Consider the following 22,130-nt stretch of genomic DNA (forward strand, 5'->3'; position numbering starts at 1 on the left):
GCCTTGCTTCGCTGCAATCACGGACTGGATCATGACGCGCCCCATTATCGTTTTCGACCTTGACGGAACGCTTGTCGACACCGCGCCAGATCTGCTCGACAGCTTGAACCACAGCCTGGTCGACGGCGCGTTGGAAAGTGTCGACTATATCGGTTTCAAGCGCTTTGTCGGCCAGGGTGGGCGCGTCATGATCGAACGCGCCTATGCGGCGCAACGCAAGGTGTTGACGGTCGAGGAGCTTGACCGCCTGCTTGGCTTGTTCATGACCCACTACACGCAGAACATACCCGGTAAGTCGCTGCCCTACCCGGGCGTTGTGGACGCAATAGGCCGGCTGGAGGAAGCGGGTTACGTGCTCGCTGTCTGCACCAACAAATATGAAGCAAACTCAAAGGCCTTGATCCAAGCGCTCGGCTTGAACAAGCACTTCGCGGCGATCGCCGGCCAAGATACCTTCGCTTTCCGCAAACCGGACCCACGCCACCTTCTCGAAACGATCGCCCTGGCCGGCGGTGATCCGGAACGCGCTGTCATGGTCGGCGATTCGCAGACCGACATCGATACAGCCAAGGCCGCCGGCATTCCTGTGGTGGCGGTGGATTTTGGCTACACTGATCGCCATGTCAGTGAATTCGAGCCATCCGTGGTCATCTCACACTTCGACGAACTGACCCCTGCCCTTGTCGAAAAACTGATCGTGGCGGCACGCTGAAAAATCTTTTGCCGTATCCGCACTTTCCGACCATGGAAGCGTGGAACGGACTGTTGACTTCCAGCTACCACCCACCTTATATCGCGGCGCGCTTGGCCTTCGGGCACGGAGCGGGCGATTAGCTCAGCGGGAGAGCACACCCTTCACACGGGTGGGGTCGTAGGTTCAATCCCTACATCGCCCACCATTCCGCTTACCTGATCGAGCTGATTTTTCGCTCGCATCTCTATTTTTGACGTAAATCGAAACTGGTGATGCGATTGAGCGCAGTAGGCTTCGCTGCGACTTAACTTGCATTGATGCCTCCTATCCAGTCAGCCCGGCTGCTTATCGCGTCTCGTATGATTCACCTATTCAATGGCTTCATGAGCCCCTACGGGGGCAGCGACCTGGAGACTTTAGAACTGTATCGGCACCTGAGTGCCGATACGAAGGTTCGTCTTTGGGCAACCTCCTCGAGAGCATCGAATGAATTGGTGCTGCAATACCCCATTCGGCATCCCTCACCGCTTACGTGGGACGTGCCGGACGGTGGAACATACGTGTTTCTCGGCGCGCACTGGCGGGGCAAACTCTGGCCCTACCTGATACCGCGGCCGCGCCGATTGATTTATGTATTCAACACCTTTCACCCCAAGATCCCGGCGCTGACGACACGGATGCCACGCATGCTCGGTTGGCCAAAGGCCGAGATGGTGCTGATTTCAGAATTTCAAAAGCGGATCTTGCAACTCGACGGCGTCGTACATCCGTCGCCAATTGATATCGACAGGTTTTCGCCGGCCCCGCGAAGACCAGATCGCGCTTTCACGGTTGGCAGACTTAGCCGCAATTCTGCCGCCAAACACCATCCAGACGACACACAGGTCTATGAGGCTTTGCTTGCGGACGACGCGGCAGTGCGGATCCAGGGCGGAACAGTTCTCAAAGACAGGTTGGCAGCGCGGCCACAGGTCGAACTTTTACCCGAAGGGCAGTTTCCAGCAGAGGAGTTCTTGCCAACGCTGGATGTGTTCTACTACCGCACCGGCACACATGTAGAGACTTTCGGCCGCGTGGTCCTGGAGGCGATGGCGTGCGCTCTACCGGTGGTCTGCCACAGGCATGGTGGCTATGCTGATCACATCAAGCAGGGCGAGAACGGCTTTCTGTTTGACACACCCGAGGAAGCCATTGAGATCCTGGCCACACTAAAAGCAAATCCTGCTTTGCGGGCTAGCGTCGGCCACAACGCCCGACAGACAGCCGAGCGCTTGTTCTCGTCCGTCGCGATCAGAGAACGAATTGATTTCTACAGGAGCTGACAGGAAAGCTTCACCGGAATCTGCGACTGACCGTTTGGAAACCTGGACTGACCCAACCCAGTCAGCGACGACAGGATATCCCCGCCAGCGGACAATGAGCCCCCAGCACAAACCCCCATCATGACGCAATTTGCGGTTCGATGCCGGCGCAACCAACGGAATTCGAGGTTTCTCAAACAGGCAGCATATATAGTCGGGGCACGCGCTCTTGCCCTGCTCAAACAGGCGATCAGGCGATGAGGATATCGTTGTCGAGGTCTGTGAAGTTTGCGACATTGAGGACGGTGAGATGGGAGCCGTCTGAGAAGTCGAAGCGCAGATCCGGGCCGGTGTCGGCGATGTAGCTGACCGCCTGGCTGATGGACGCAACCCCCCAGGCCCTGAGGTCGATCTTGTCGATGTTGTCCTGGAAGTCGAAGATGATGTCCCCTCCGTTATTGGGGGCCACGACGAAGACGTCGATGCCGGCACCACCATAGAGACTGTCGTTGCCGTCGCGGCCGCTGAGCCAGTCGTTGCCGGCGCCGCCGACAAGTGTGTTGTTGCCCTGGTCGCCGTAGAGGTCGTCTGCGTAGGAACTTCCGACCACCTTCTCGATGGAGACCAAAATGTCGCCGGCCGCATCGCCGGTTCCTGGCAAGGTGCCCGCCAGATCAACCCGAACGCCGCTGGAAGCTTGCGTGTAGTAGACCGTGTCGAAGCCCGAGCCTCCGTCGATCAGATCGGCTCCGACGCCACCGTCGATGTGATCGTCGCCGTTGCCGCCATAGAGCTGGTCGTTGCCGCCTCGGCCATAGAGATTGTCGGAGCTATCTTGGGTGGCAGCCAAAGAATTCCTAAACCCGCTATGACGGCTCAACTACAGCGCAGGTCTCACTGGTCTCCAGCTCGAGTCTGTTTTCGCCGAGCAGCCCATCAATCGCTTTCCCCGCACTGCGGGAAAGCATATCTCTGCCAACAGGGTTGAGATGTGCAGTATCAAAAAAGACATCTTCCTCCTTCTGCGACTGCATCTTGCAATCGATGAAGCGGCTTACCCCGGCTGATTTCATTGCACGATTGAACGACGGCTCCGCAGCCGCTTCTACGCGCGCGTATGTGGCAGTCAAAGGCATCCGCACGATAACGACCGCGTCGGCGATGGCTTTCAATCGCGCCATCGATCTGACGAATGCTTGCTGAGGACCGGATCCAGTGTACGAAGCCGGATTCTCCAAATCGAACTTGACGATCGCATCGCCTGTTTGCTTTCGACTTGTGTCGAGTTGGGCCGGCAGATTTTCATACATGAACTGGACTGCCGGCTTTAGCTCTCCATCGAAAAGCTCGTAATTCGAAACGTCGGTGCTCGGTGCAAAGTACTTCTTCGCGAGATAAATCCCATAGCGCCACCAGCGCTGCGCATCGGTCGCGTGCTTGCCGAAGGGCATAATGGTACGAGCTAACACCCTCTTGAAATTTGACACTCCCTGAGTCAGCCCTACCATTGAAGGAAGCGAAGTCGCCGGCAACTGACTTATGTAGTTCGTTGTAACGAGCTCATAGGCATCCGGGGTGAAGTTCCTCAGATAGAAGTTGTCTAATCCGACAATAATGCAACGGAAGTGCTTGGACTGCTCGGCAAGAATGGACGATTGGATATCGATCACTTCCATCGGCGACCATCCGCCAGTAGTTGCCAGATTGACAAATTCGACGTCCGGCACTTCGGTTTTTAGCTTCGAACTATCAAAACCTTCTCGGACAACCGAAGCCCCAACCAGCAGACAGGTCCGGGAAGGATATTGAACTGTAGCCAATTGCGAAGCGAACCACGTTCCTGGCAGAAACGCGAACTGATTTCGATCCAAAACCGACCATTTCGGAAGGCCAAACGCCAGAGACGCGCCCAATAGGACAACCGAGGCGACAGCGAGGATTACCCCTGCCCTAAGTGCGTTTCCCCAGCTGCGCGTCATTTCCTCAAAACCCCCCGTAGACGTAACGCTCAGGAACGCCGCCTGCCGTAAATGAGATCACGGCGAGCATAAGGACAATCAGCAAGATTTTGAGGTAGTGCTCCCTTTGCAGGCCAAGCATCATTTCGCGAAATCCTGAAGTGCGATCTGAAGGATGAGCACAACAAGTGCCACCGAGTAGATGCTGACGATAGGTCGAGCAACCCACGCCGGAAGCGAAAGGCCGCCCTTCTTTCCCCAAACTTCTCTGATTATCGTTTCTGCCGCCACTGCGATGCCGACAGCCAGACCCCAAAGGAGAAAAATCCAGGTAAATCGGTGCCAGAGACCAACTAGGGTGAACGGCACGATCAGCGCTATTGCGTTGATCAAATGGATCTTCGCTGTCTCGTGCCGCGCGGGCTTGAGCGAGCGCGTTAGCCAAACCCGTACCGGGAAGTAGAACGTGCGTTTGACAAAACTGCCGAGCGACATATGCCAGCGCGTCCAGAAGTCCGCAAAACTGGTCGCTAAATAAGGATGGTTGAAATTCACTGGCGTCGGCACGGATAGGAGCTTGCCGACCCCAAGGGCGATCAGCGAGTAGCCACAAAACTCAAGGAACACATAGGCCAGGAACACCGTCGAATCCCAGAATGTGGCAACTGGCCAAGCGCCATCGATACCTCTGACAAACAATCCCAGCGATTGAGCAACCGCGAATTTGAGAAAGTACCCGCAGACAACCAGCCATAGTGAATCGACAAAATGAGCTGCGGATGGATGAGCCGGCTCGGTTTCATCCATCGTCAGATGGTCCTCATACTCATTGATCGGTCCTGATGGCGTCATAAAAAACGGGACGAGGAACCCGATCAGTCCGAGCGGATCAAGTAATCTCTCCCCGGCACCCACGGCCCGAATGGCGTCAACAAGGCGCAAGCAGACATATGAAAAGGCAACCAGCTGAAGAAGGCTGAAAGCTTGTGCGGCCGGCCATTGTTGCGACACCATGCCGACAATCTTGAACGGAGCCCATACCGAAAAGTCGTTGCCCGGCTCCAAAAGCATCTTGTGGCCAACGAATAGCAGCCCCACGCTTGCAAAAGCTAACACATAGATTGCCGCCGAATAAGTTGGACGCTTGTCGAACTTGGCAATCAGCCAGAGAACCATCCAATAGCTTACGCCCACGGCTGCAACTACGACCGTGGACCTCCACCCAAAAAGGGCGACGAGGGCACAAAGATTGATCGCCCCGAACCAGGTTGTCCGTGGAATTGCAACGGGAACTTGGACCAGCACGTAGGCAATCGCGACGACGACCACAAAGGTCAATTCGGCAAAGATTGCCACGGAAGTTTACCTTAGTTCAGCTTGGAGGCGATCAGATCCATCAACTCACCCACGTTCTTGAGATGGGTGATTTCCGATGTCTTGAAGCGGATACCGAATTCCCCTTCAACCATCATCATGAGGTTGATGTGATTGAAAGAATCCCATCCGGCAACATCGGCCGCTGTGGTTTCACGCGCAATCTGCAGCTTGCTGTCGCCAAAGATGTCATGGAACACCGTTGTGAGCTTTTCCGTATCGGCGGCGCTGAGTGTCTTCGTCATCAAGGAATCTCGCTCAAAATGTCCAGTTCGTAGATGCCATCGTTGACGGCCCGGAATCCAAGGTTAGGATAGAGATCACGAACTAAGCTATTCTTCTGTGTCGGCAAATAGGTGCCGATCAGTTTTCCAGCCGATCGCTGCTTGGCCCAGTTCAACATCGACTGTTCGACATCTCGGTTTAGAACACGGCAACTCATCAACCAGGTGTCGATTTCGCTGCCTTGCTCTATTGGCGTCAGGATCATCACTCCGATGATCCCCTGGGATCCGAAGCGATCCTTATAGTCGAAAACACCCACCTGCGCGCCGTTAGCTATCATGCGCTCGACGTCTTCGCGGTTATGCCGGCGGGTCGTTAGGTTGAATTGGTTGGTCTTCTGGGCAAGTTGAAGCACCCGATCTATATTCGACGAGTTCAGGCCTTCAACGGTCAACTCGACGCCGAGTGACGCAATGAAATCCTCTCGCGAACCGCCCTCCTGCATCGCCTCGCGCTGCCGCCGCAGCGCAACGAACTGACCCTGACGCTGAAGATCATTGCCAGTAACATGCAGCGCATTGAAGAACCGGCCGCCAGAAAGGCGCGCTAGAGATTGATCCGGTTCCGGTCCTGCCAGCACGACATCGACATCAGGAAATGCAGATAGCACTTCAGCCAGATCAACATGGTTATCATCGATATAGACCATGAAGTCTGAGCCGAAGTTCAATTGCTCGACAACGCGAGCCACAGATTCGCTTTTGTTACCCCAGGCAAGTTGAAGAACGGCATAGTTTGCGCGGCGCAAGGCCAGATGCTTGTTCACATCGAGGACGTCCGCAACTTTGGGATCGTTCCGGCTTACAGCCGCCAGCGCAACACCGAGCGCATTCAACTCCGCGATGTATGACTGAAGGATTTGATAGCCGTATCCATCCGGCGTCTCAGGACCAATCTCGACGCCTTCCGGACCGAGCTCACCGACCTCGCCGCCCCAGATCGTATTATCCCAATCGGTCAACAATGCTCTGTGGCCACGCCCGAACTGGTGTGCGACTGCCGACGCTATTTCTCGTGCCAGCGCAACAAAGCCAGCATCTTCAAAGGGAGCTCGCATTCGAATAGCGGACACCGCACCGGCGGCTTTCGCGCCGCCCGCAAGGTGCAAAGCCTGCTGAGTATCGATGCAATAGATACCTTCCGAGACCAGAGTGGACAGTGTCGCGTTCATCTCGGCTACAATCCGGCTCATGGAGACCTTGCCGTCCACATGCGCGGAACTCGCGACCTGCGGCCACGCACCCGAATAGAACGTAGTGAATGCCATAATACCGGATCGCCGTGATGCGAGCGCTTTCGCAAGAGCTGTGAGAGCGGTCTTCGCTGCGTCAAGGTCTTGCTGCGAAGCGGGAAATGCAGCGACCATTTTGTGCAACCAGCGCTCCGACAGAACGACTAACGTCAGATCGATCTCCCTGTGCTTCCCAGCATGCGCCTCGAACTCGACAGAATCGAACTCGCCAAGTTCTATTGATGCGGAAACTCCATAGGCGGCCAAGAAAAGCTCAAGCTGCGGTACCAGCGCATCAACCGTGCAATCTGACAAAATTTGAACGGTCTTCGACACACTGACCGACTTAAGGGCAGGCATTCCGGCACCATCCCAGATGTTACGGATGCGTCGGTAGAAGAGCGGAGACCCGTCGGAATAGAAGATGCATTGACGCATTAATGCCGCGAAGGAAGCACGATCGTCGGAATTGGACACGCCCCTTGCAATGCGAATGAGCGAGTTTTCATCGCGTTCGCGAATAGCCGCCAGAAGGTCGATTAGTGGCTGAATTTGCATCTAATCGACCACCGCCCCTCGATGAAAATCAATGCGCAACCCTAGGAGCACGCGGCAGTCTCATTATGTTTCCACGCCGGGACTGTCAAATACAAAGGCAATTGATCCCTGCCCTTGGCATCCCCCGCAATTTGTGCAACCGGTGGCGCCCGAAACTCTGTCACTCCGGATTAGCGAATGTCCTACGTCGAAAAGCTCCAAGCTTGCCTCAACGCACGCGCGCCGATTTTTGCGTCAGAAATGGCAAGAACGCTAACGTCGGAACCGGACGCCTTTCATCGCTTGGCAGAGCCGATGTTACATTGGGCCGAGATTTCGTTGGGCGAAGACTGGGCCGAACAACTCGTCGATGGCTACTGCGAGTTCGTTCTCGATGTGAACCGTTCTCAGCTGAAATACGAGAAGACTGGCCGCTACGAGAATTCAAGTTTCGCCGAAGTGTTTGCAAAAGCCTACGACAACCCTGAATTCATGCAGCTATATCACTGGGGTGTTTTCACAACTACCTTTGTGTGGGCGCACCATCTTCGCATCTACAAATTCTTCGAAGAGCACTTCGTGCCGATGCTCCATAAGCTCCCAGAAGGAAGTTCGCTGGTTGACCTCGGTGCAGGTTCAGGGATCTGGCACCTGTCGGCTCTGCGCAATGTTCCGGGGTTGAAAATCGATGCCGTTGACGTCTCCGAACCCACGATCGAGCGTAGCAGAAAGATGACCGATGCCCTGGGCTTCGGCGGAAACATCTCCCACTATGTGGCAGATGCGTTGAACTGGGCACCGGCAAGTCCGCGACAAGCCGGCATTTCGTGTTTCCTGCTTGAGCATCTTGAGAAGCCTAATGTGCTGTTGTCGAACTTGGCAAACAGCCTCGAACCCGGCGCTCCCGCCTTCGTCACATCCGCGCTCACCGCAGCCGAAATTGACCACATCTATGAATATCGCCGGGAGTCCGAACTTGTTCTTGCATGCGAACAGGCAGGCTTCAGAGTACGATCCATGTTCTCGGCTGAACCCGAAACCACTCCGCGGTCACGCTATTTCGCGCCGCGTTCAATCGCTTTGGTACTTCAGAAGCGAGTGAATTCGATCTGGTAATATCCGCTAGCTACGACACAATCGGGCAGGTGCATTCACCGACATCGTCCAATGCACCAACCCGCCGCAACGCGTTCGTTTGGACGTTTTTTTCGATTGTTAGATCTCTTGCAGCCGGCTAGTTTTTTCGCACCATTGCGAATTGACAGGGCATCCGAAGATGTCGCGGTGCCCGACTGAAAATCTCAGTCGGGCTTTTTCGTCGAAGAGCGAACTCGCCCTCACTCGGACGTGCATCACAAGGCTGCTATTACCTCAGCCACAGATCGGTCGAGCGACACACCTACTTATGATTTTGGCGGCAGCAAAGCCCGATTGGACCAACCACATCCTCATCGATGCTCTTAAATCCGTAAACATGTAGATCTGCCAACAGCCTTGCAGTTCGAAATTGCCCACCGATTCCAACTCAGCTAACGCGGTTCGTAGAGGCTCAGCGGTCGAGACGACTCGCCTTTCTGAAGTCTGCGAAAGCATTGAGCACCTGTCCCGATTTACCCGGCTTGAAAGTGCTACAGTCGTCGAAGTTGGCACGGGCTGGGATGCATTGCCAACCCTTGCTCTGTGGCAGGCTGGCGCCTCTGTAGTGACTTACGCCACATCCGACACCTTCGCCATCGAGGGCTGTCACAGTCAGCGCAACAGCTTGGGTTGGCGATCGACGCTGATATGACAACAGCCCTCAAGGATTTGCGTATTGATTACCGAGCGCCGGCCGACGCTTGCGCAACTGGGCTATCAGACGCGAGCGTTGACGTATGCCATTCCTACGCCGTTCTAGAGCATGTTCCCCTTGATGTGGTCGCTGGTCTAGTGTCGAAAGCCCGGCGCGTTCTGAAGCCAAGTGGCGTCTTTTATGCCTTGATCGGCCTCCATGATCACTTCCATAACTTTGTCTCCAAGGTCAATTTCCTTAAGTACCCGGAATGGGCTTGGGGAGCTTTGGTGAAGAACCGGATCAGCTATCACAACCGACTTCGTGAGCGCGGCTTCCTGAGGCTGCTAACCGCCAATGGAGCTTATCTTGTAGATGTGAAAAGCACCACAGACCCCGCCGATCTCCGACAAGTTGGTGAAATGAGGGTCGATGTTTGCTGACTACTCGCCGCACGAATTGGCAGTGGCGATATCCGAAATCATCGCTCGCTTCCACGTGATAAACTTATAGAAGCTGGGCGCTGGGGCACTTCTGTATATGCTGCAAAGAACCGAGGCGGTGATCCCGCAGACTAAGAACTCCGCCAGCCAGGCCTTGCGCGGTCTCGCGGCAATTGGTGTCGTGTTCGCCCACGCTTACGGACGATCAACACTGCCTTTCGAGTTTCCCCGGTACCCCCTGTTCCTTTTCGATATGGCGATCGCATGGGTATGGAACTCGCGACGCCATTGGATAGAGAGAACCGCTCCGGCGCTTTGGCTCTGAGCTGTTGTCAACCAATTTGGTGCCAGAAACTGCGGTAGCGCCACCTCCAACCACTGCCGTTAACATCAACGCCAGTATCGATCACGATTGCATCATTCACGTCCCAACACGCGCGCCGGTAATCGTGTTGTAGAATGTGCTATCAGCCACGTAGATGCCCGTCGATGCCCAATCGACAAGCGGGATATCAAGGTGGCAGCCGTTCGAATTTCGAACAATGAAGCCGAAAACCTTCACGCTGCTAGGGTCGGCAAAGACCTGTCGTCGCATTGACCCGCTTCGCCACGCCATTGTGTCGGCAATGGCTCAGGGCTGGAAACCTGGACTGAGCTGGCTAAGTTGTTGTCGCAATATTCTGGTATCGCGCGAAAAACGAACGCCAGCTTCCTTCCGCCGGCGTCCCGGGAAATCGCGGCCAGCTAAACCGCAAAGCAGGGAAATAGGAACCAGTAGCAGCCAGCTGCGGCAACTGGATTGCCTGTTCGCCCCGCTCTTCTAGAGCGTTTCCGTTTTTCACGGAAACGCGGAAACGCTCTAAGCTTTTGTTTTCACCGCATTTTTTATAACGCCAAGCGATTCCACTTGGCTACAAAATGCTCTAGCTAACCGGCCCGCGTACCGCAGCTACCGCTTCCAGGGCCTGCCGCAAGCGATCGTCGCGGCCGTAGACATCGTCAAAAAACTCGACCTTTCCAGACATGTCCGGCCAGGCGGTGAAGTAAGCGACATAGACAGGAATCTTGCGGCTCACCTTTTCGGATGAATGTCCCTTGGCCAGCTTGCCGGCGACATAATCGACCGAGGTGCCAAGCACGGCAGCGGCCATGCCGCGTGGGTCCTGCAGGCGCACGCAGCCATGGCTCAGTGCCCGATTGTCGCGCTGGAAAAATGCCTTCTGCGGCGTGTCATGCATGTAGATGGCGTGCTTGTTGGGGAACAGAATCTTCAACTCACCCAGCGAATTGGCCTCGCTCGGCTGCTGACGGACGTTGAAAGGGATCTTTGAGCCGTATGCACCCCAGTCGACCGAGGATGACGGGATACGCTTGCCGCGCGAATCCGAGACCTCATATCCCGCGCGATCGAGATAGCCGGGATCGCGCCGCAGCCGCGGCAGCATTTCATTGACCAGGATCGATTGCGGCACCCCCCAATAGGGATTGTAGTCGACCTGTTCGATCTCATCATAGAAAAAACTGGTCTGGTTGGCGACCTTGCCGATGACGGTCCGCGTTTTCAGCTTCTCCTGGCCGCCTTCGATGTAGCTGGCACTGAAGGCTGGCTGGTTGATGAAGACCCGTGGGTCTCCGAGTTCGGACGGATGCCAACGCAGTTCCTCAAGCGCATACTGCACCTTGGCGACACGATCCGCCTTGGACGTGCCTGCAAGAGCCGCAACGGTGCGCGGACCAATGACGCCGTCATCCTTCTGGCCAGCCTTCTTCTGGGCCGCCTTGATCACCGGCACCAGTTCCGGAACATAAGCCTCGCTGGTGACAAGCCGTGCCAGCACTTCGCCGTAATCGCCACCCATCTCATCGTCGAGATCCCGCGCGATCAGCGACAGCAGCTTGGGCAACTCCGCGCTTGTTTCGCCAGGTTTCAATTTCAGTTTGGAATCGACGACGATCTCGTTTTCCTCGCTCGCCTTGAGTGCTTCGAGTTCAACACGCAGCGCCTGATATTCGGCATTCTGCGGATGGCGCGATTCCAGATAGGTGCCAACCTCCTGCGTGCGCGCAAGCGTCTTGAGCGCGCCCTCCCGATCCAGAGGCTTTGCCGGGAAATCGTAGTAGCCGGAGATGCGGTTCGGATCGATGCGCCCATCCTGGGCGTCGTCGATGTAACGCAGCACACGTGCCGACAGTGCCATTTCGAAGCGGATCATCTCCTTCGCGCGCGTCGTCGGATCGGTCGAGGCGGAGGTCGGTACATCGACCAGGTAGTCCTGCGGCGCCAGCCCATAGGTTGCGGCATCGCCCAGTACACGCATCGCCTGCCTGGCCCGCTCATTCGGCTCGGTATTGGTCACCCAGATGAAATCGGGATTGGCGGCATAATAGGCGGCGAGCGCCTTGGCATTCGCCGCTTCGGCACGCAAGTCGTAGTCGGCCAGCCCGCCGAGCGCCTCATGGAAGGCATCACCGGCCTGTGCCGGCTCAAACGCAGCGTTCTGTGGAGCAGCTGACAAAGACGAGAAGTCGACCCTCACCAGCGGGTCGGCTTTATAGGTGTTGTAGGTCGGACCCGTGATCTTGGCGATGGCGGCGGCCTTACGTGCGTTGGGCGGCGGCGGAAATTCCCCCCGCCGCTGAGCAGGACGCCTGTAAGGATCGCCATATTCGCCGTCGCTCATCGAAGGCGGCCCGCGGCGCACGTCACCGCCGAAGAGCATGTCAAACAGGCCCTCCGCATTGGCGTGAGGAGATCCCAGCAGCGTCACGGCCAAGGCCGCAAACGGCAGCAACAAGGATCTCTTCGCGAACGACTTCATGGAACACCCTCTCCGACCCGTCATCGGGCTCCAAACTCCGCCGTGAGCATGCTGATCATCCGCATGGCGGTTCCGTGACAGGATCATAGCGTTTCACGCGCATTTGTTTAAGTCTTCGTTAAACAAGACGGCATCGGCCGATCACTTCCACAAAAGCAGTGTGGCGGCACGGAAACGGTCCGCACCGCCACATCCACGAAAATCGACGAAAACCGGTGGCGTCAGGTATTGGCGCCGCCGTCGATGGTGAAGGCGGAACCGGTGACGAATCGGCTCTCCGGCCCGGCAAGCCAGGCGACGAGGCTGGCGATTTCCGACGCATCACCGAAACGCGGTGTCGCCATCTTCTGGCGCTGGTGTTCGGCGTGCGGCCCGTCGGCCGGATTCATGTCCGTATTGGTCGAACCTGGATTGACGATGTTGGCGGTGATGCCGCGCGCGCCCAGGTCGCGTGCCAAGGCCTTGGTCAGGCCGACCAGTCCTGCTTTGCTCGCGGAATAGGCGGCAAGTCCCGGATCGGTGATGCGATCGGCCAGGTTGCTGGAGATCGAGATGATCGAACCACCCTCGCCCATCAGAGCGGCCGCGGCCTTCGATGCCACGAACGGCGCCCGAAGATTGACCTCGATCGACTCGTCGAAGTCGGCAAGCGAGAGGCTGTCCACCGGCTCCGCACGCCAGATACCGGCACTGTTGACCAGGATGTCCAGCCGCCCCAACACTTCGGCCGCCTCTTTCACGGACCGCTCGACGGCATCGGCATCGCGATTGTCGGCCTTGATCGCAACAGCCCTGCGACCGCTGGCTTTGATCTCCGCCACGACCGACCCGGCCTTTTCGGAACCGTTCACATAGGTGATCGCAACGTCCGCACCCTCAGCGGCGAGACGACGGGCGATGGCCGCGCCAATGCCCCGGCTGCCGCCAGTTACCAGAGCCGCCTTGCCTTGCAATTTGGTGGAAGTCATCGATGTTCCTTTCTGTATCGATCGATACAGAAATATCTGGCAAGGTTGCGCAAGGCCGTCAAGTCATTTATGTATTGATCGATACAGAAATGGAAATCCCATGGCGGATCGTGGACGTCCACGCGGCTTTGACCGTACCGAGGCCCTGGAACGGGCTATGCAGGTATTCTGGAAAAAGGGCTATGAAGGTTCCTCGCTGAATGATCTCACAGCGGCAATGGGGATCGGCTGCCCCAGCCTCTACGCAGCCTTTGGCAGCAAGGAAGGCCTGTTCCTCGAAGCCATTGCCCACTATGGCGAGGTTGTCGGCAAGGAGATCTGGGACGCTGTCGAGATCGCTCCGACGGCGCATGCAGCGATGCGGGATTTTCTGAATGCCACGGTTGAAGCGTATTCCAGGACGGATTCCCCGCAGGGCTGCCTCATCGCACTGGCCGCGTTGCATCAGGATTCGAGCTCGGGCGCGATCTGCAGCGAGTTGCGCCGCCGACGCGCGGAAAATATCGACGCCCTTCGCCGCCGATTCCAGCGTAGCGTGGAAGATGCCGACCTGCCCGCCGGTTTCGACTGCGATGCGGCCGCCCTGTTCTACAGCACAACGCAGCATGGCATGTCGATCATCGCGCGCGACGGCGCCTCGCGGGAGGCACTGGCCGCTGTTGCCGATGGAGCCATGGCCGCCTTCCAACCCCTGGTGGACAAGGCCAATGCCAATGCGCCGCATGGCTCGTGACAAAGCCGTCATGGTGTGATGGAAATCCGGCAAGGACGCCATCGAGGTCGAGGTCTTGCGGAGGGCAGCGTGAAAAGAGGGTTTCGCCAGATGCTGGACGAGGCCAATGCCGAGATCGAGGCGGTTTCGCCCGATGAGGCAGCGGCGTTGCTGGAGGACGATGGCACGATCTTTGTCGACCTGCGTGATCCCCGCGAAGTCGAGCAAAGCGGACGCATACCTGGCGCCAGGCACTGCCCTCGCGGCATGTTGGAATTCTGGATCGATCCGGACAGCCCGTATCACAAGGCCTATTTTGCTTCGGGAAAGAGCTTCGTCTTCTTCTGCGCCGGCGGTTGGCGCTCGGCGCTTGCCACCAAGACCGCGCAGGATATGGGCCTGACCCCGGTCAAACATATCCTCGGCGGCTTCACGGCCTGGAAGGATGCAGGGCTGCCGATAGAAGCGCCCGAAGGCAAGAAGTAGACGAACGCAGCTTCCTCTTGCTCAATGCACCAGTTCTGGCCGGGTGCGCTCCGCGGCGAAGGCAACCGCTTTCTCGACAACACAGGATCTGCCAGGATGCGGCGGTGGCCGAGGCCATTTGCCCAATGCAGGCGAACGTGGTCGCCGGCACTTGCGTAGAGATCGGCATGTCGCGCTGACACCTCCTTGTCGTCAGGTGCATGGATGACCAGGGTCGGAACCGGCACATCGGCGAGTTGGCGGCCACCCTGGAATTCCTTCAGCGGACGTCCGGCAAGCTGCTCCACCCGCCCCGCCATAGCAGTCTGCGAGCGCGGACCGACATTGAGCAGGCGGCTGAACTCGGCGAAGAGATCGGGTATCGAACTTGGAGCCGCGATCAGAACCAGCTTTTCCGTATTGACCGGCAGATAACCTTTGACCGACCCGACTGCGGCGTTGGCTGCAACGGCGCCGCCGAAGGAGTGGCCGACCGTGGCAACGAAAGGACCAAACCAATCGCCAGCAAGCCGTGCTGCCTCGACCGCATTGACCATATTGAGCCGGCGTCCGGAAGAAGCACCATGACCGGGCAGATCGAGAGACACCACCCTGTAGCCATCTTCGAGAAATCCCTGATCAGCGAGCGCATATATTCCGTGCGCGAACGCCAGCCATGGATGGCGAGAATCGTGCCGCGCGATCCCCTGCCCTGGTCCGGGCGGAATTCGTGCACGACCACGCATCCTGCCTTTGTCTTCAACCGATGATGACGCGCTCCGGCCATGAAATCGGCAGCGCGGTCGATGGCACGGCGCTCGCCATCACTCGCCTTGTTGACATTGGGCGTGCGACAGAACACTTCGAACGCGGCGCGGCCTGCCAAACCGGGAGCGATGCGCTCGCCGAAGCCAAACAGGCCGCGGATGACCTTCAAACCAAATGATGCCATAGTGGCGATCCAACAGAATAGTTCAACCGTGAACATGTTAGTTCAAGAATGAACAAAAAACAAGACTTGCCTTGGGACAATCCGCGATTCCGAAACTGGATCGCGCTCGTGCGCGCCGAAAAGGCCGTGGTGGCGGCGCTTAGCAAGGCGCTGCAGCCTCTCGACCTGAAAATCGCGCAGTTGGACATGCTGATGAACCTCTATCGGCATCCCGGCATGTCGCAGCATGATCTTGCCCGCAGGCTGCTGGTGGGGCGATCCAACATCACGATGCTGTTGCCGCAACTCGAAGCCCGGGGTTTGGTGACGCGCGAGAACGACGCCAAGGACAAGCGGGTGATGCGCCTGACCCTCACCGAAAGCGGTGAAGGCCTCCTGATGGAGGCATTGCGCGTCTATACGACGCTGATCGAGCGCGTGATGGCACAGTCGACGCCGGCCGAATGCGATCGCATGGGCGCGATGATGCTGCGCATCACTGAAGCCATGAAGATCGAATAGCGTCCGCCGTCGCTATGGCCGGGATTTCGGCCTTCACCACATCGACTTCTTCGCCCGTTCGGGCCAATCCTTGTCGTAGGCGCTACCGTCGATGCTCTTGCAACTCGTGATCTCCAGCATCTGCCCGGGCGTCGGCAGGCTCTTGGGATCGACATGCTTGTTCGCGTTCCACAGATCGGAGCGATGGATGGCTCGGGCGCACTGGAAATAGACCGTCTCGACTGCGACGATCGTGACCGAGCGCGCCGGCTTTCCTTCGATGGTGAAGGAAGCGCACAGTTCGGCATCGGTGGTGATGGAAGCCGTGCCGTTCACGCGCAAGGTCGTTCCCGAGCCCGGCACGAGGAAGAGCAGTCCGACGCGGGGATCCCGAATGATGTTTCGTAGCGAATCGGCGCGGTTGTTGCCGCGGCGATCGGGCATCATCAGCGTCTTCGGATCATGAAGGCGCACGAAACCAGCCAGATCGCCGCGTGGCGAACAATCCAATCCTTCAGGCCCCGATGTGGCGAGAGCGACGAAGGGTGAAGCTTCGATGAAGGCAGCGTATTCGGGAATGACGTGATCGAGTTCCTTGACCAGCGAGGCTTCGCCAGGAAGCCCATAGAGTGCCTCCAACTGCTCTACGGTCTCTATGATCGACATCGGTCCTTGCTCCGTGAAGCCTGCGGCTATCGCGACCGCATGACAATTTGACGACAGATCCGGCTAACGATCCCTGCCCAATCCCTTCGTCGTCAGTTCATCGAGATAGCTTTGCCACCGGCTTTCTTTTTCGTGGCCGAGCGTATGCAGGTAGGTCCAGGTGAAAATACCGGTGTCGTGGAAATCGTCAAACGTTATGCGGACCGCGTAGTTGCCCACTGGTTCGATCTTGAGGATGGCGACCTCGCGCTTGCCCGGCACAGTGACGCGTTGCTCGGGTGCATGGCCCTGCACTTCCGCAGAGGGTGAAAGCACGCGCAACAGTTCCGCCGGCAGTTCGAATGGCCGATGGTCAGGAAATGTCACCGTCAGCAGTTTCCGGTCCTTGGAGACCCGAAGTTCCTTCGGAGCAGTCATGGGCGTCCCTCGTGGATGGCTTCCGACTACGCCTGTTCGTCGATGTTGGGAAGACCGCAGCTCTGGCGACCATTGACCCAATGGTTGAAATCAGGAAACTTCCTTGCCGATTGGAATGAAGCCCGACTTTTTCGTGCTGCGGATCACCACGAGCGTTACGAAAGTCCGTACCCGCTCGTCACTGGCAAACAGGCGGTGCGCCAGATTGTCGTAGCTTTCCATGTCGCGTGCCACGATCTTCACCGCAAAGTCGTATTCCCCGGTGATCTGCCAGCCTTCGATCACCTGCGGCTCGGCCTCAATCTTGCGCAGCAGTTCATGGATGGTGCGCGAACCCTCCCGCTCGAGTGTCACCAGAACGATCATCGAAAGCGGCCATCCCAGTGTGCGGGGTGCGACGACCGCCACTTCACGCTGGATTGTGCCATTCTCACGCAGGTGCCGAATACGCCGGTAGCATGCTGGCGCGGAGAGACCGACACGCTCGGCCAGTACCGGGACCGGAATCCGCGCGTCGATCTGGAGCTGCTCGAGAATCCGTCTGTCGGCCTGATCAAGCACGATGTTTTGTGTCATCGACAATCTCGCAATGATAATTTTTATCACGAAATAGCAAAAATCGATCACCTTTGGCGAGCGGCAAAGCTAGTTTCCGGTCCGGAAAAACCTGCGGGGACCGCGATGACAACAGCAATCAGACAGGCTGAAACTCCAACAACGCTCCTGGTGCCTGTAGGTGCGCTGATTGTGGCCATGCTTTCCTTCACCTCGGGAGCATCGCTCGCCAAACAACTCTTTCCCGTCGTCGGCGCCGAGGGAACGACAGCGCTGCGTTTGTCGATCGGAGCACTGATCCTGTTCGCAGTCCTGCGGCCTTGGCGCGTCCGGCTTTCGGCCACGTCATGGCGATCAGTCGTTTTCTACGGCCTGTCGATGGGTGGCATGAATCTGCTGTTTTACATGTCGATCCAGACACTTCCTCTCGGCATCGCAATCGCGCTGGAATTCACCGGTCCTCTGACGGTGGCAATCGTGTCATCGCGCAGGAAGATTGACCTGCTGTGGGTGACGCTTGCCGCCGGAGGGCTGCTCCTGCTGCTGCCGATGAGCGACAGCGTCACCAATGTCGATCCGACCGGCGTCCTGCTGGCACTGGGCGCCGGCGGATGCTGGGCGCTCTACATCGTTGCCGGCAAGCGAGCCGGACAGGAGTACGGCGCACTCGCCACGTCGCTTGGAATGGCCGTGGCCGCATTTGCGGTCGCGCCAATCGGCCTTGCGCATGCGGGTACGGCTCTCTTCCAACCCGATGTGCTTCTGATCGGAACTGTGGTGGCCGTCCTTTCCAGCGCGTTTCCGTACACGCTGGAAATGTTTGCCCTGCGCCATCTGCCGGCACAGACCTACGGCACGCTGACCAGCGGCGAGCCGGCGGCTGGAGCCATGGTGGGCCTGTTCCTGCTCGGGGAAGCACTGCCAATGTTGCAATGGTGCGCGATCGCCATGATCGTTGCCGCCTCGGTCGGCGCTACAATGACGGCAATGCGCAACCAGTCGCCGCCCGAACCGCTCAATCTGGGCTGAGCTACCACGGGATATCCCAGGCGCGACATTACTGTGGTTGCGTCTGACGGATGGGGAATGATACCAAATGGCACCCTTTGCCGGGCTTGAAAGATTGCTATCAAGGCCCGACATTCATCAAACCCTTTCTGATTGCAGTGACGGCGGACTGAAGGCGACTGAATGCAATTTGCCAACTCCATGATCGATCCTTTTGGTCGCACGATCAGCTATTTGCGCGTGTCTGTTACCGACCGCTGTGATTTCCGCTGCGTTTATTGCATGGCCGAGGACATGGCTTTCCTGCCGAAGAAAGACCTTCTGACGCTGGAGGAACTTGATCGGCTCTGCACCGTCTTTATCGAAAAAGGCGTTCGCAAGCTGCGATTGACCGGTGGCGAACCGCTGGTTCGCAAGAACATCATGCATCTGGTGCGCGAGCTGTCGCGTCACCTCGAAAGCGGCGCCCTGGAAGAGCTGACGCTGACGACCAACGGTTCGCAGTTGGCGCGCTTCGCCGCCGAACTGGCAGATTGCGGCGTGCGCCGCATCAATGTTTCGCTGGATACACTCGACGCTGACAAGTTTCACGCCATTACGCGCTGGGGCCATCTCGGCAAGGTGATGGCCGGCATTGACGCGGCTCAAGCCGCCGGCATCAAGGTGAAGCTCAATGCGGTGGCCCTGAAGGGTTTCAACGACCGGGAAATCCCCGACATGTTGCGCTGGGCCAACGGCCGCGGCATGGACCTGACGCTGATCGAGACCATGCCAATGGGGGAAATAGACGGCGACCGTACCGACCAATATCTGCCGCTGTCGCTGATGCGCGCCGAACTGGAGCGCAGCTTCACGCTGAAGGACATACCCTACAAGACCGGCGGCCCTGCCCGCTATGTCGAAGTCGCAGAAACCGGTGGCAGGCTCGGCTTCATTACGCCGATGACGCATAATTTCTGCGAAAGCTGCAATCGTGTGCGCCTTACCTGTACCGGCACGCTCTATATGTGCCTGGGCCAGGAGGATGCCGCCGATCTGCGTACGCCGCTGCGTGCGTCCGAAGGCAATGAGTTGGTTTCGAACGTCATCGATGAAGCAATCGGTCGCAAGCCCAAAGGGCACGACTTCGTCATCGACCGCCGCACCAATCGTCCGTCCGTGTCGCGCCACATGAGCGTTACCGGCGGTTAGGACGCGATCCTGACGCCAATCCCTGGCCCATCGCTTTATCATTGCCGATGACCCCACCGGTGATAGAGGGTTTCGAACCTGGAGCGTTTCCCTTTTTTCACGGAAACGCTGAAACGCTCTAACTCTTTGTCTTGACGCAATTCCGGACGCACTTTTCCTGGAATTGCTTTGGCCGACAGGATCAACCTTGCCCCTTTCGCCCAATCTTCGCGGCGCCGTCTACATGATCGTGGCGATGATCGGTTTTGCCTTCAACGACGCCATCACCAAACATTCCTCCGCCTCGATGAACATGGCGCAAGTGATGCTGGTACGTGGCCTCTTCGCCTCGACCTTGATCGCCTTGCTTGCCTGGCGACAAGGCGCACTCGCGACGCCACGCCTCGCCTTTCACCCGCTGGTGGCGGTGAGAGCGCTCGCTGAATCGGGTGGCACGCTCAGTTTCCTGCTTGCGCTTGCGCATCTGCCACTCGCCAATGTCTCTGCCGTCATGCAGGCTTTGCCACTGGCGGTCACCATGGGTGCAGCGCTGTTCTTTGGTGAGGGGGTCGGCTGGCGCCGCTGGCTCGCCATCGTGATGGGATTTTTCGGCGTGATGATCGTCGTTCGACCGGGCTTCGAGGGTTTTAGTCCCTATTCGCTGCTGGCCCTGGCAAGTGTCGTTTGCTGCATGGTCAGGGATCTCGTCACCAAGAAGATTCCTACGGAAATCCCGACCTTGCTGGTCTCGACCACCACGGCGATGATCATCACAATCCTCGGTGCCTTGCTGCTCGTCCCGATGGGCGGATGGACGACGATGTCCGGCCCCGACCTGACCTTGCTTGCCGTCGCCGCCGTACTCGTCCTGATCGGCTACCAGTTCGTCATTCTGTCGATGCGCACCGGCGACGTTTCCTTCGTTGCGCCCTACCGCTACACCGCACTTCTGTGGTCGATGCTGCTTGGGTTAATCGTCTTCAGCGACATTCCCGATTCCGCGATGCTGCTGGGTTCAGCCGTCGTCGTTGCCTCCGGCATCTATACCTTCTACCGCGAGCGTGTCGTCGGAAGGCCGCGCAATGCCGTCGAAAGCACTGGACCCACGATGGAGCCGGACGGCATATAACGAAAGCACCGCAGGGAGGCGAAGTGCCATGAGTGTCGAAGTTGCCGGGGTCATTCTGGCCGGGGGACTGTCGAGCCGTATGGGCGGTGGCGACAAGGGTCTGCTGTCGCTGGGTGACCAATCCATTCTTGATCGGGTGACGGCCCGCTTCGCGCCGCAAGTCGGCTCTCTTGCGCTTAACGCCAACGGCGATCCCACCCGCTTTTCGGCCTTCCAGCATTCGATACTGGCCGACGCGGTCACAGGCTTTCCGGGCCCCCTCGCCGGCGTTCTGACCGGACTGGAGTGGGCTGACGCAACCACGAAGGCTCCGATCATCGCCACAGTCGCTGCCGACACGCCGTTCCTTCCTCAAAACCTGGTAGCCAAGCTGCTGGCCGCGATCGATGGGCGTGATGAGACCATCGCCGTGGCCCGTTCTTCAGGCCGCCTGCATCCGACTTTCGCACTCTGGCCGGCCGGGCTGAGTGAACCGCTGCGTCACTTCCTTGTCGAGGAAGGCAACCGTCGCGTCCTGTCTTTCATCGAGCGCCATCGCTTCCTGGAGGTGGACTTTCCCTTGCAACCGCTGCGCTCGGGCACACTCGACCCGTTCTTCAACATCAACACGCCCGCCGACCTTGTCGAAGCAGAGCGAATCCTCAAAGAGATTCCCGCATGACCAATCCCGTCTTCGGCATCACCGGCTGGAAGAATTCCGGCAAGACGACTCTGACCGAAAAACTGGTGGCTGAGCTGGTACGACGGGGGTGGCGCGTCTCGACTGTGAAGCATGCCCATCACGACTTCGACATCGACAAGGAAGGTGCCGACTCCTTCCGTCACCGCCAGGCAGGCGCCAGCGAAGTCGCCATCGTCTCAGGCCGTCGCTGGGCGCTGATGCACGAATTGCGTGGCGAAGAAGAGCCAAAACTTGCCGATATTCTCGAAAGACTGGGGCCGGCTGATATCGTCATTGTCGAAGGCTACAAACGCGAGAATCATTTGAAGATCGAGGCACGGCGTACCGGTGCAAAGGACCGCACGCCACTCGCCCCGTCCGACCCCAGCATCGTAGCCGTCGCGGCGGACCATCCCCAGGCGAATGAGACGCTGCCTGTTTTCGACCTCGATGACGTCGCTTCGATAGCCGACTTCATCGAACGGCGAGTCGGCCTCAACGGCTGACCTGACCTGCCGAGAAGCAGACGCTTCC

Annotated in this window: 22 protein-coding genes, 1 tRNA gene and 1 pseudogene; 13 read left to right on the forward strand and 11 right to left on the reverse strand. The window is 58.1% G+C overall.

The genetic code is table 11. From position 1 onward, the window contains the following. Nucleotides 1-31: 31 nt before the first annotated feature. The 3 genes from ACFJIU_RS11870 to ACFJIU_RS11880 all read left to right on the forward strand — a co-directional run bounded on the left by ACFJIU_RS11870 (nucleotide 32) and on the right by ACFJIU_RS11880 (nucleotide 2,016). Entirely contained in the window at nucleotides 32-712 is a 681-nt protein-coding gene (locus ACFJIU_RS11870; RefSeq protein ID WP_379071521.1) for a phosphoglycolate phosphatase, read from the forward strand. A gap of 112 nt (nucleotides 713-824) precedes the next feature. Then, nucleotides 825-899: transfer RNA gene (locus ACFJIU_RS11875), tRNA-Val, on the forward strand. 178 nt (nucleotides 900-1,077) lie between these two features. After that, a complete protein-coding gene (locus ACFJIU_RS11880) occupies nucleotides 1,078-2,016 on the forward strand; it encodes a glycosyltransferase family 4 protein (protein ID WP_379071524.1) in 939 nt (312 codons plus the stop codon). Between the two features lie 229 nt (nucleotides 2,017-2,245). Here ACFJIU_RS11880 and ACFJIU_RS11885 read toward each other — a convergent pair whose 3' ends face one another. From ACFJIU_RS11885 to ACFJIU_RS11905, 5 genes are all read right to left on the reverse strand, one after another. Then, nucleotides 2,246-2,845: a calcium-binding protein gene (locus ACFJIU_RS11885; RefSeq protein ID WP_379071527.1), complete on the reverse strand. Its 600-nt coding sequence runs from the start codon at nucleotides 2,843-2,845 to the stop codon at nucleotides 2,246-2,248. A 16-nt stretch (nucleotides 2,846-2,861) separates the two neighbouring features. Continuing rightward, on the reverse strand, nucleotides 2,862-3,974 hold the full coding sequence (locus tag ACFJIU_RS11890; RefSeq protein ID WP_379071530.1) for a hypothetical protein: 1,113 nt from the start codon (nucleotides 3,972-3,974) through the stop codon (nucleotides 2,862-2,864). 120 nt (nucleotides 3,975-4,094) lie between these two features. Beyond that, nucleotides 4,095-5,309: a hypothetical protein gene (locus ACFJIU_RS11895; protein WP_379071532.1), complete on the reverse strand. Its 1,215-nt coding sequence runs from the start codon at nucleotides 5,307-5,309 to the stop codon at nucleotides 4,095-4,097. An 11-nt stretch (nucleotides 5,310-5,320) separates the two neighbouring features. Continuing rightward, nucleotides 5,321-5,572 (reverse strand): acyl carrier protein, encoded by a 252-nt coding sequence (locus ACFJIU_RS11900; protein WP_379071535.1) that lies wholly within the window; start codon nucleotides 5,570-5,572, stop codon nucleotides 5,321-5,323. Further along, nucleotides 5,572-7,401 carry an HAD-IIIC family phosphatase gene (locus ACFJIU_RS11905; RefSeq protein ID WP_379071537.1) on the reverse strand — a complete coding sequence of 610 codons (1,830 nt, stop codon included), beginning with the start codon at nucleotides 7,399-7,401 and terminating at the stop codon, nucleotides 5,572-5,574. Before ACFJIU_RS11905 ends, ACFJIU_RS11900 begins: the two co-directional genes overlap by 1 nt. A gap of 177 nt (nucleotides 7,402-7,578) precedes the next feature. On the opposite strand from ACFJIU_RS11905, the gene ACFJIU_RS11910 reads away from it, so the two are divergent. Both ACFJIU_RS11910 and ACFJIU_RS11915 read left to right on the forward strand, forming a co-directional pair. Then, the gene (locus tag ACFJIU_RS11910; RefSeq protein ID WP_379071540.1) at nucleotides 7,579-8,496 is read left to right on the forward strand and encodes a class I SAM-dependent methyltransferase; all 918 of its coding nucleotides are present in this window, start codon (nucleotides 7,579-7,581) and stop codon (nucleotides 8,494-8,496) included. A gap of 564 nt (nucleotides 8,497-9,060) precedes the next feature. Next, complete coding sequence (locus ACFJIU_RS11915) at nucleotides 9,061-9,594, forward strand: methyltransferase domain-containing protein (RefSeq protein ID WP_379071543.1); 534 nt, start codon at nucleotides 9,061-9,063, stop codon at nucleotides 9,592-9,594. Nucleotides 9,595-10,517: 923 nt separating this feature from the next. Here ACFJIU_RS11915 and ACFJIU_RS11920 read toward each other — a convergent pair. Both ACFJIU_RS11920 and ACFJIU_RS11925 read right to left on the reverse strand, forming a co-directional pair. After that, nucleotides 10,518-12,413, reverse strand: a complete 1,896-nt coding sequence (locus tag ACFJIU_RS11920; protein WP_379071546.1) for a murein L,D-transpeptidase — start codon at nucleotides 12,411-12,413, stop codon at nucleotides 10,518-10,520. A gap of 221 nt (nucleotides 12,414-12,634) precedes the next feature. Further along, nucleotides 12,635-13,381 carry a 3-oxoacyl-ACP reductase family protein gene (locus tag ACFJIU_RS11925; protein ID WP_379071549.1) on the reverse strand — a complete coding sequence of 249 codons (747 nt, stop codon included), beginning with the start codon at nucleotides 13,379-13,381 and terminating at the stop codon, nucleotides 12,635-12,637. A 100-nt stretch (nucleotides 13,382-13,481) separates the two neighbouring features. Here ACFJIU_RS11925 and ACFJIU_RS11930 point away from each other — a divergent pair, with 100 nt between their 5' ends. Continuing rightward, the gene (locus tag ACFJIU_RS11930; protein WP_379073060.1) at nucleotides 13,482-14,114 is read left to right on the forward strand and encodes a TetR/AcrR family transcriptional regulator; all 633 of its coding nucleotides are present in this window, start codon (nucleotides 13,482-13,484) and stop codon (nucleotides 14,112-14,114) included. Nucleotides 14,115-14,183: 69 nt separating this feature from the next. Next, nucleotides 14,184-14,579 carry a rhodanese-like domain-containing protein gene (locus tag ACFJIU_RS11935; protein ID WP_379071552.1) on the forward strand — a complete coding sequence of 132 codons (396 nt, stop codon included), beginning with the start codon at nucleotides 14,184-14,186 and terminating at the stop codon, nucleotides 14,577-14,579. 21 nt (nucleotides 14,580-14,600) lie between these two features. Here ACFJIU_RS11935 and ACFJIU_RS11940 read toward each other — a convergent pair. Then, nucleotides 14,601-15,510 (reverse strand): annotated as a pseudogene (locus ACFJIU_RS11940) (alpha/beta fold hydrolase). A gap of 48 nt (nucleotides 15,511-15,558) precedes the next feature. Here ACFJIU_RS11940 and ACFJIU_RS11945 point away from each other — a divergent pair. After that, the gene (locus ACFJIU_RS11945) at nucleotides 15,559-16,011 is read left to right on the forward strand and encodes a MarR family winged helix-turn-helix transcriptional regulator (protein ID WP_379071555.1); all 453 of its coding nucleotides are present in this window, start codon (nucleotides 15,559-15,561) and stop codon (nucleotides 16,009-16,011) included. Between the two features lie 33 nt (nucleotides 16,012-16,044). On the opposite strand, the gene ACFJIU_RS11950 is transcribed toward ACFJIU_RS11945, so the two are convergent. The 3 genes from ACFJIU_RS11950 to ACFJIU_RS11960 all read right to left on the reverse strand — a co-directional run bounded on the left by ACFJIU_RS11950 (nucleotide 16,045) and on the right by ACFJIU_RS11960 (nucleotide 17,649). After that, a complete protein-coding gene (locus ACFJIU_RS11950) occupies nucleotides 16,045-16,656 on the reverse strand; it encodes a pyridoxamine 5'-phosphate oxidase family protein (RefSeq protein WP_379071558.1) in 612 nt (203 codons plus the stop codon). Nucleotides 16,657-16,719: 63 nt separating this feature from the next. Further along, on the reverse strand, nucleotides 16,720-17,073 hold the full coding sequence (locus ACFJIU_RS11955; RefSeq protein ID WP_379071561.1) for a gamma-butyrobetaine hydroxylase-like domain-containing protein: 354 nt from the start codon (nucleotides 17,071-17,073) through the stop codon (nucleotides 16,720-16,722). Nucleotides 17,074-17,163: 90 nt separating this feature from the next. Beyond that, entirely contained in the window at nucleotides 17,164-17,649 is a 486-nt protein-coding gene (locus ACFJIU_RS11960) for an Lrp/AsnC family transcriptional regulator (RefSeq protein WP_379071563.1), read from the reverse strand. Between the two features lie 105 nt (nucleotides 17,650-17,754). Here ACFJIU_RS11960 and rhtA point away from each other — a divergent pair, with 105 nt between their 5' ends. From rhtA to mobB, 5 genes are all read left to right on the forward strand, one after another. Next, on the forward strand, nucleotides 17,755-18,657 hold the full coding sequence (rhtA, locus tag ACFJIU_RS11965) for a threonine/homoserine exporter RhtA (protein ID WP_379071566.1): 903 nt from the start codon (nucleotides 17,755-17,757) through the stop codon (nucleotides 18,655-18,657). Between the two features lie 162 nt (nucleotides 18,658-18,819). Then, a complete protein-coding gene (gene moaA / locus ACFJIU_RS11970; RefSeq protein WP_379071569.1) occupies nucleotides 18,820-19,827 on the forward strand; it encodes a GTP 3',8-cyclase MoaA in 1,008 nt (335 codons plus the stop codon). A gap of 187 nt (nucleotides 19,828-20,014) precedes the next feature. Next, entirely contained in the window at nucleotides 20,015-20,935 is a 921-nt protein-coding gene (locus ACFJIU_RS11975; RefSeq protein ID WP_379071572.1) for a DMT family transporter, read from the forward strand. Between the two features lie 28 nt (nucleotides 20,936-20,963). Further along, the gene (gene mobA / locus ACFJIU_RS11980; protein WP_379071575.1) at nucleotides 20,964-21,596 is read left to right on the forward strand and encodes a molybdenum cofactor guanylyltransferase MobA; all 633 of its coding nucleotides are present in this window, start codon (nucleotides 20,964-20,966) and stop codon (nucleotides 21,594-21,596) included. Continuing rightward, complete coding sequence (gene mobB, locus ACFJIU_RS11985; protein ID WP_379071578.1) at nucleotides 21,593-22,102, forward strand: molybdopterin-guanine dinucleotide biosynthesis protein B; 510 nt, start codon at nucleotides 21,593-21,595, stop codon at nucleotides 22,100-22,102. The genes mobA and mobB overlap by 4 nt, the downstream gene beginning before the upstream one ends. Nucleotides 22,103-22,130: the final 28 nt, after the last annotated feature.

Origin of the sequence: Mesorhizobium sp. UC74_2 (genome assembly GCF_042701485.1) — a bacterium.
In the GTDB taxonomy this organism is placed as follows: Bacteria; Pseudomonadota; Alphaproteobacteria; order Rhizobiales; family Rhizobiaceae; genus Mesorhizobium.

Coding starts and splice junctions, on each gene's coding strand:
- ACFJIU_RS11880 (WP_379071524.1), top strand. CDS start 1,078: ATGAGCCCCTACGGGGGCAGCGACCTGGAGACTTTAGAACTGTATCGG.
- moaA (WP_379071569.1), top strand. CDS start 18,820: ATGCAATTTGCCAACTCCATGATCGATCCTTTTGGTCGCACGATCAGC.
- ACFJIU_RS11910 (WP_379071540.1), top strand. CDS start 7,579: ATGTCCTACGTCGAAAAGCTCCAAGCTTGCCTCAACGCACGCGCGCCG.
- ACFJIU_RS11905 (WP_379071537.1), bottom strand. CDS start 7,401: ATGCAAATTCAGCCACTAATCGACCTTCTGGCGGCTATTCGCGAACGC.
- ACFJIU_RS11950 (WP_379071558.1), bottom strand. CDS start 16,656: ATGTCGATCATAGAGACCGTAGAGCAGTTGGAGGCACTCTATGGGCTT.
- ACFJIU_RS11920 (WP_379071546.1), bottom strand. CDS start 12,413: ATGAAGTCGTTCGCGAAGAGATCCTTGTTGCTGCCGTTTGCGGCCTTG.
- rhtA (WP_379071566.1), top strand. CDS start 17,755: ATGACAACAGCAATCAGACAGGCTGAAACTCCAACAACGCTCCTGGTG.
- ACFJIU_RS11890 (WP_379071530.1), bottom strand. CDS start 3,974: ATGACGCGCAGCTGGGGAAACGCACTTAGGGCAGGGGTAATCCTCGCT.
- ACFJIU_RS11960 (WP_379071563.1), bottom strand. CDS start 17,649: ATGACACAAAACATCGTGCTTGATCAGGCCGACAGACGGATTCTCGAG.
- ACFJIU_RS11925 (WP_379071549.1), bottom strand. CDS start 13,381: ATGACTTCCACCAAATTGCAAGGCAAGGCGGCTCTGGTAACTGGCGGC.
- ACFJIU_RS11955 (WP_379071561.1), bottom strand. CDS start 17,073: ATGACTGCTCCGAAGGAACTTCGGGTCTCCAAGGACCGGAAACTGCTG.
- mobA (WP_379071575.1), top strand. CDS start 20,964: ATGAGTGTCGAAGTTGCCGGGGTCATTCTGGCCGGGGGACTGTCGAGC.
- ACFJIU_RS11930 (WP_379073060.1), top strand. CDS start 13,482: ATGGCGGATCGTGGACGTCCACGCGGCTTTGACCGTACCGAGGCCCTG.
- mobB (WP_379071578.1), top strand. CDS start 21,593: ATGACCAATCCCGTCTTCGGCATCACCGGCTGGAAGAATTCCGGCAAG.
- ACFJIU_RS11945 (WP_379071555.1), top strand. CDS start 15,559: ATGAACAAAAAACAAGACTTGCCTTGGGACAATCCGCGATTCCGAAAC.
- ACFJIU_RS11900 (WP_379071535.1), bottom strand. CDS start 5,572: ATGACGAAGACACTCAGCGCCGCCGATACGGAAAAGCTCACAACGGTG.
- ACFJIU_RS11870 (WP_379071521.1), top strand. CDS start 32: ATGACGCGCCCCATTATCGTTTTCGACCTTGACGGAACGCTTGTCGAC.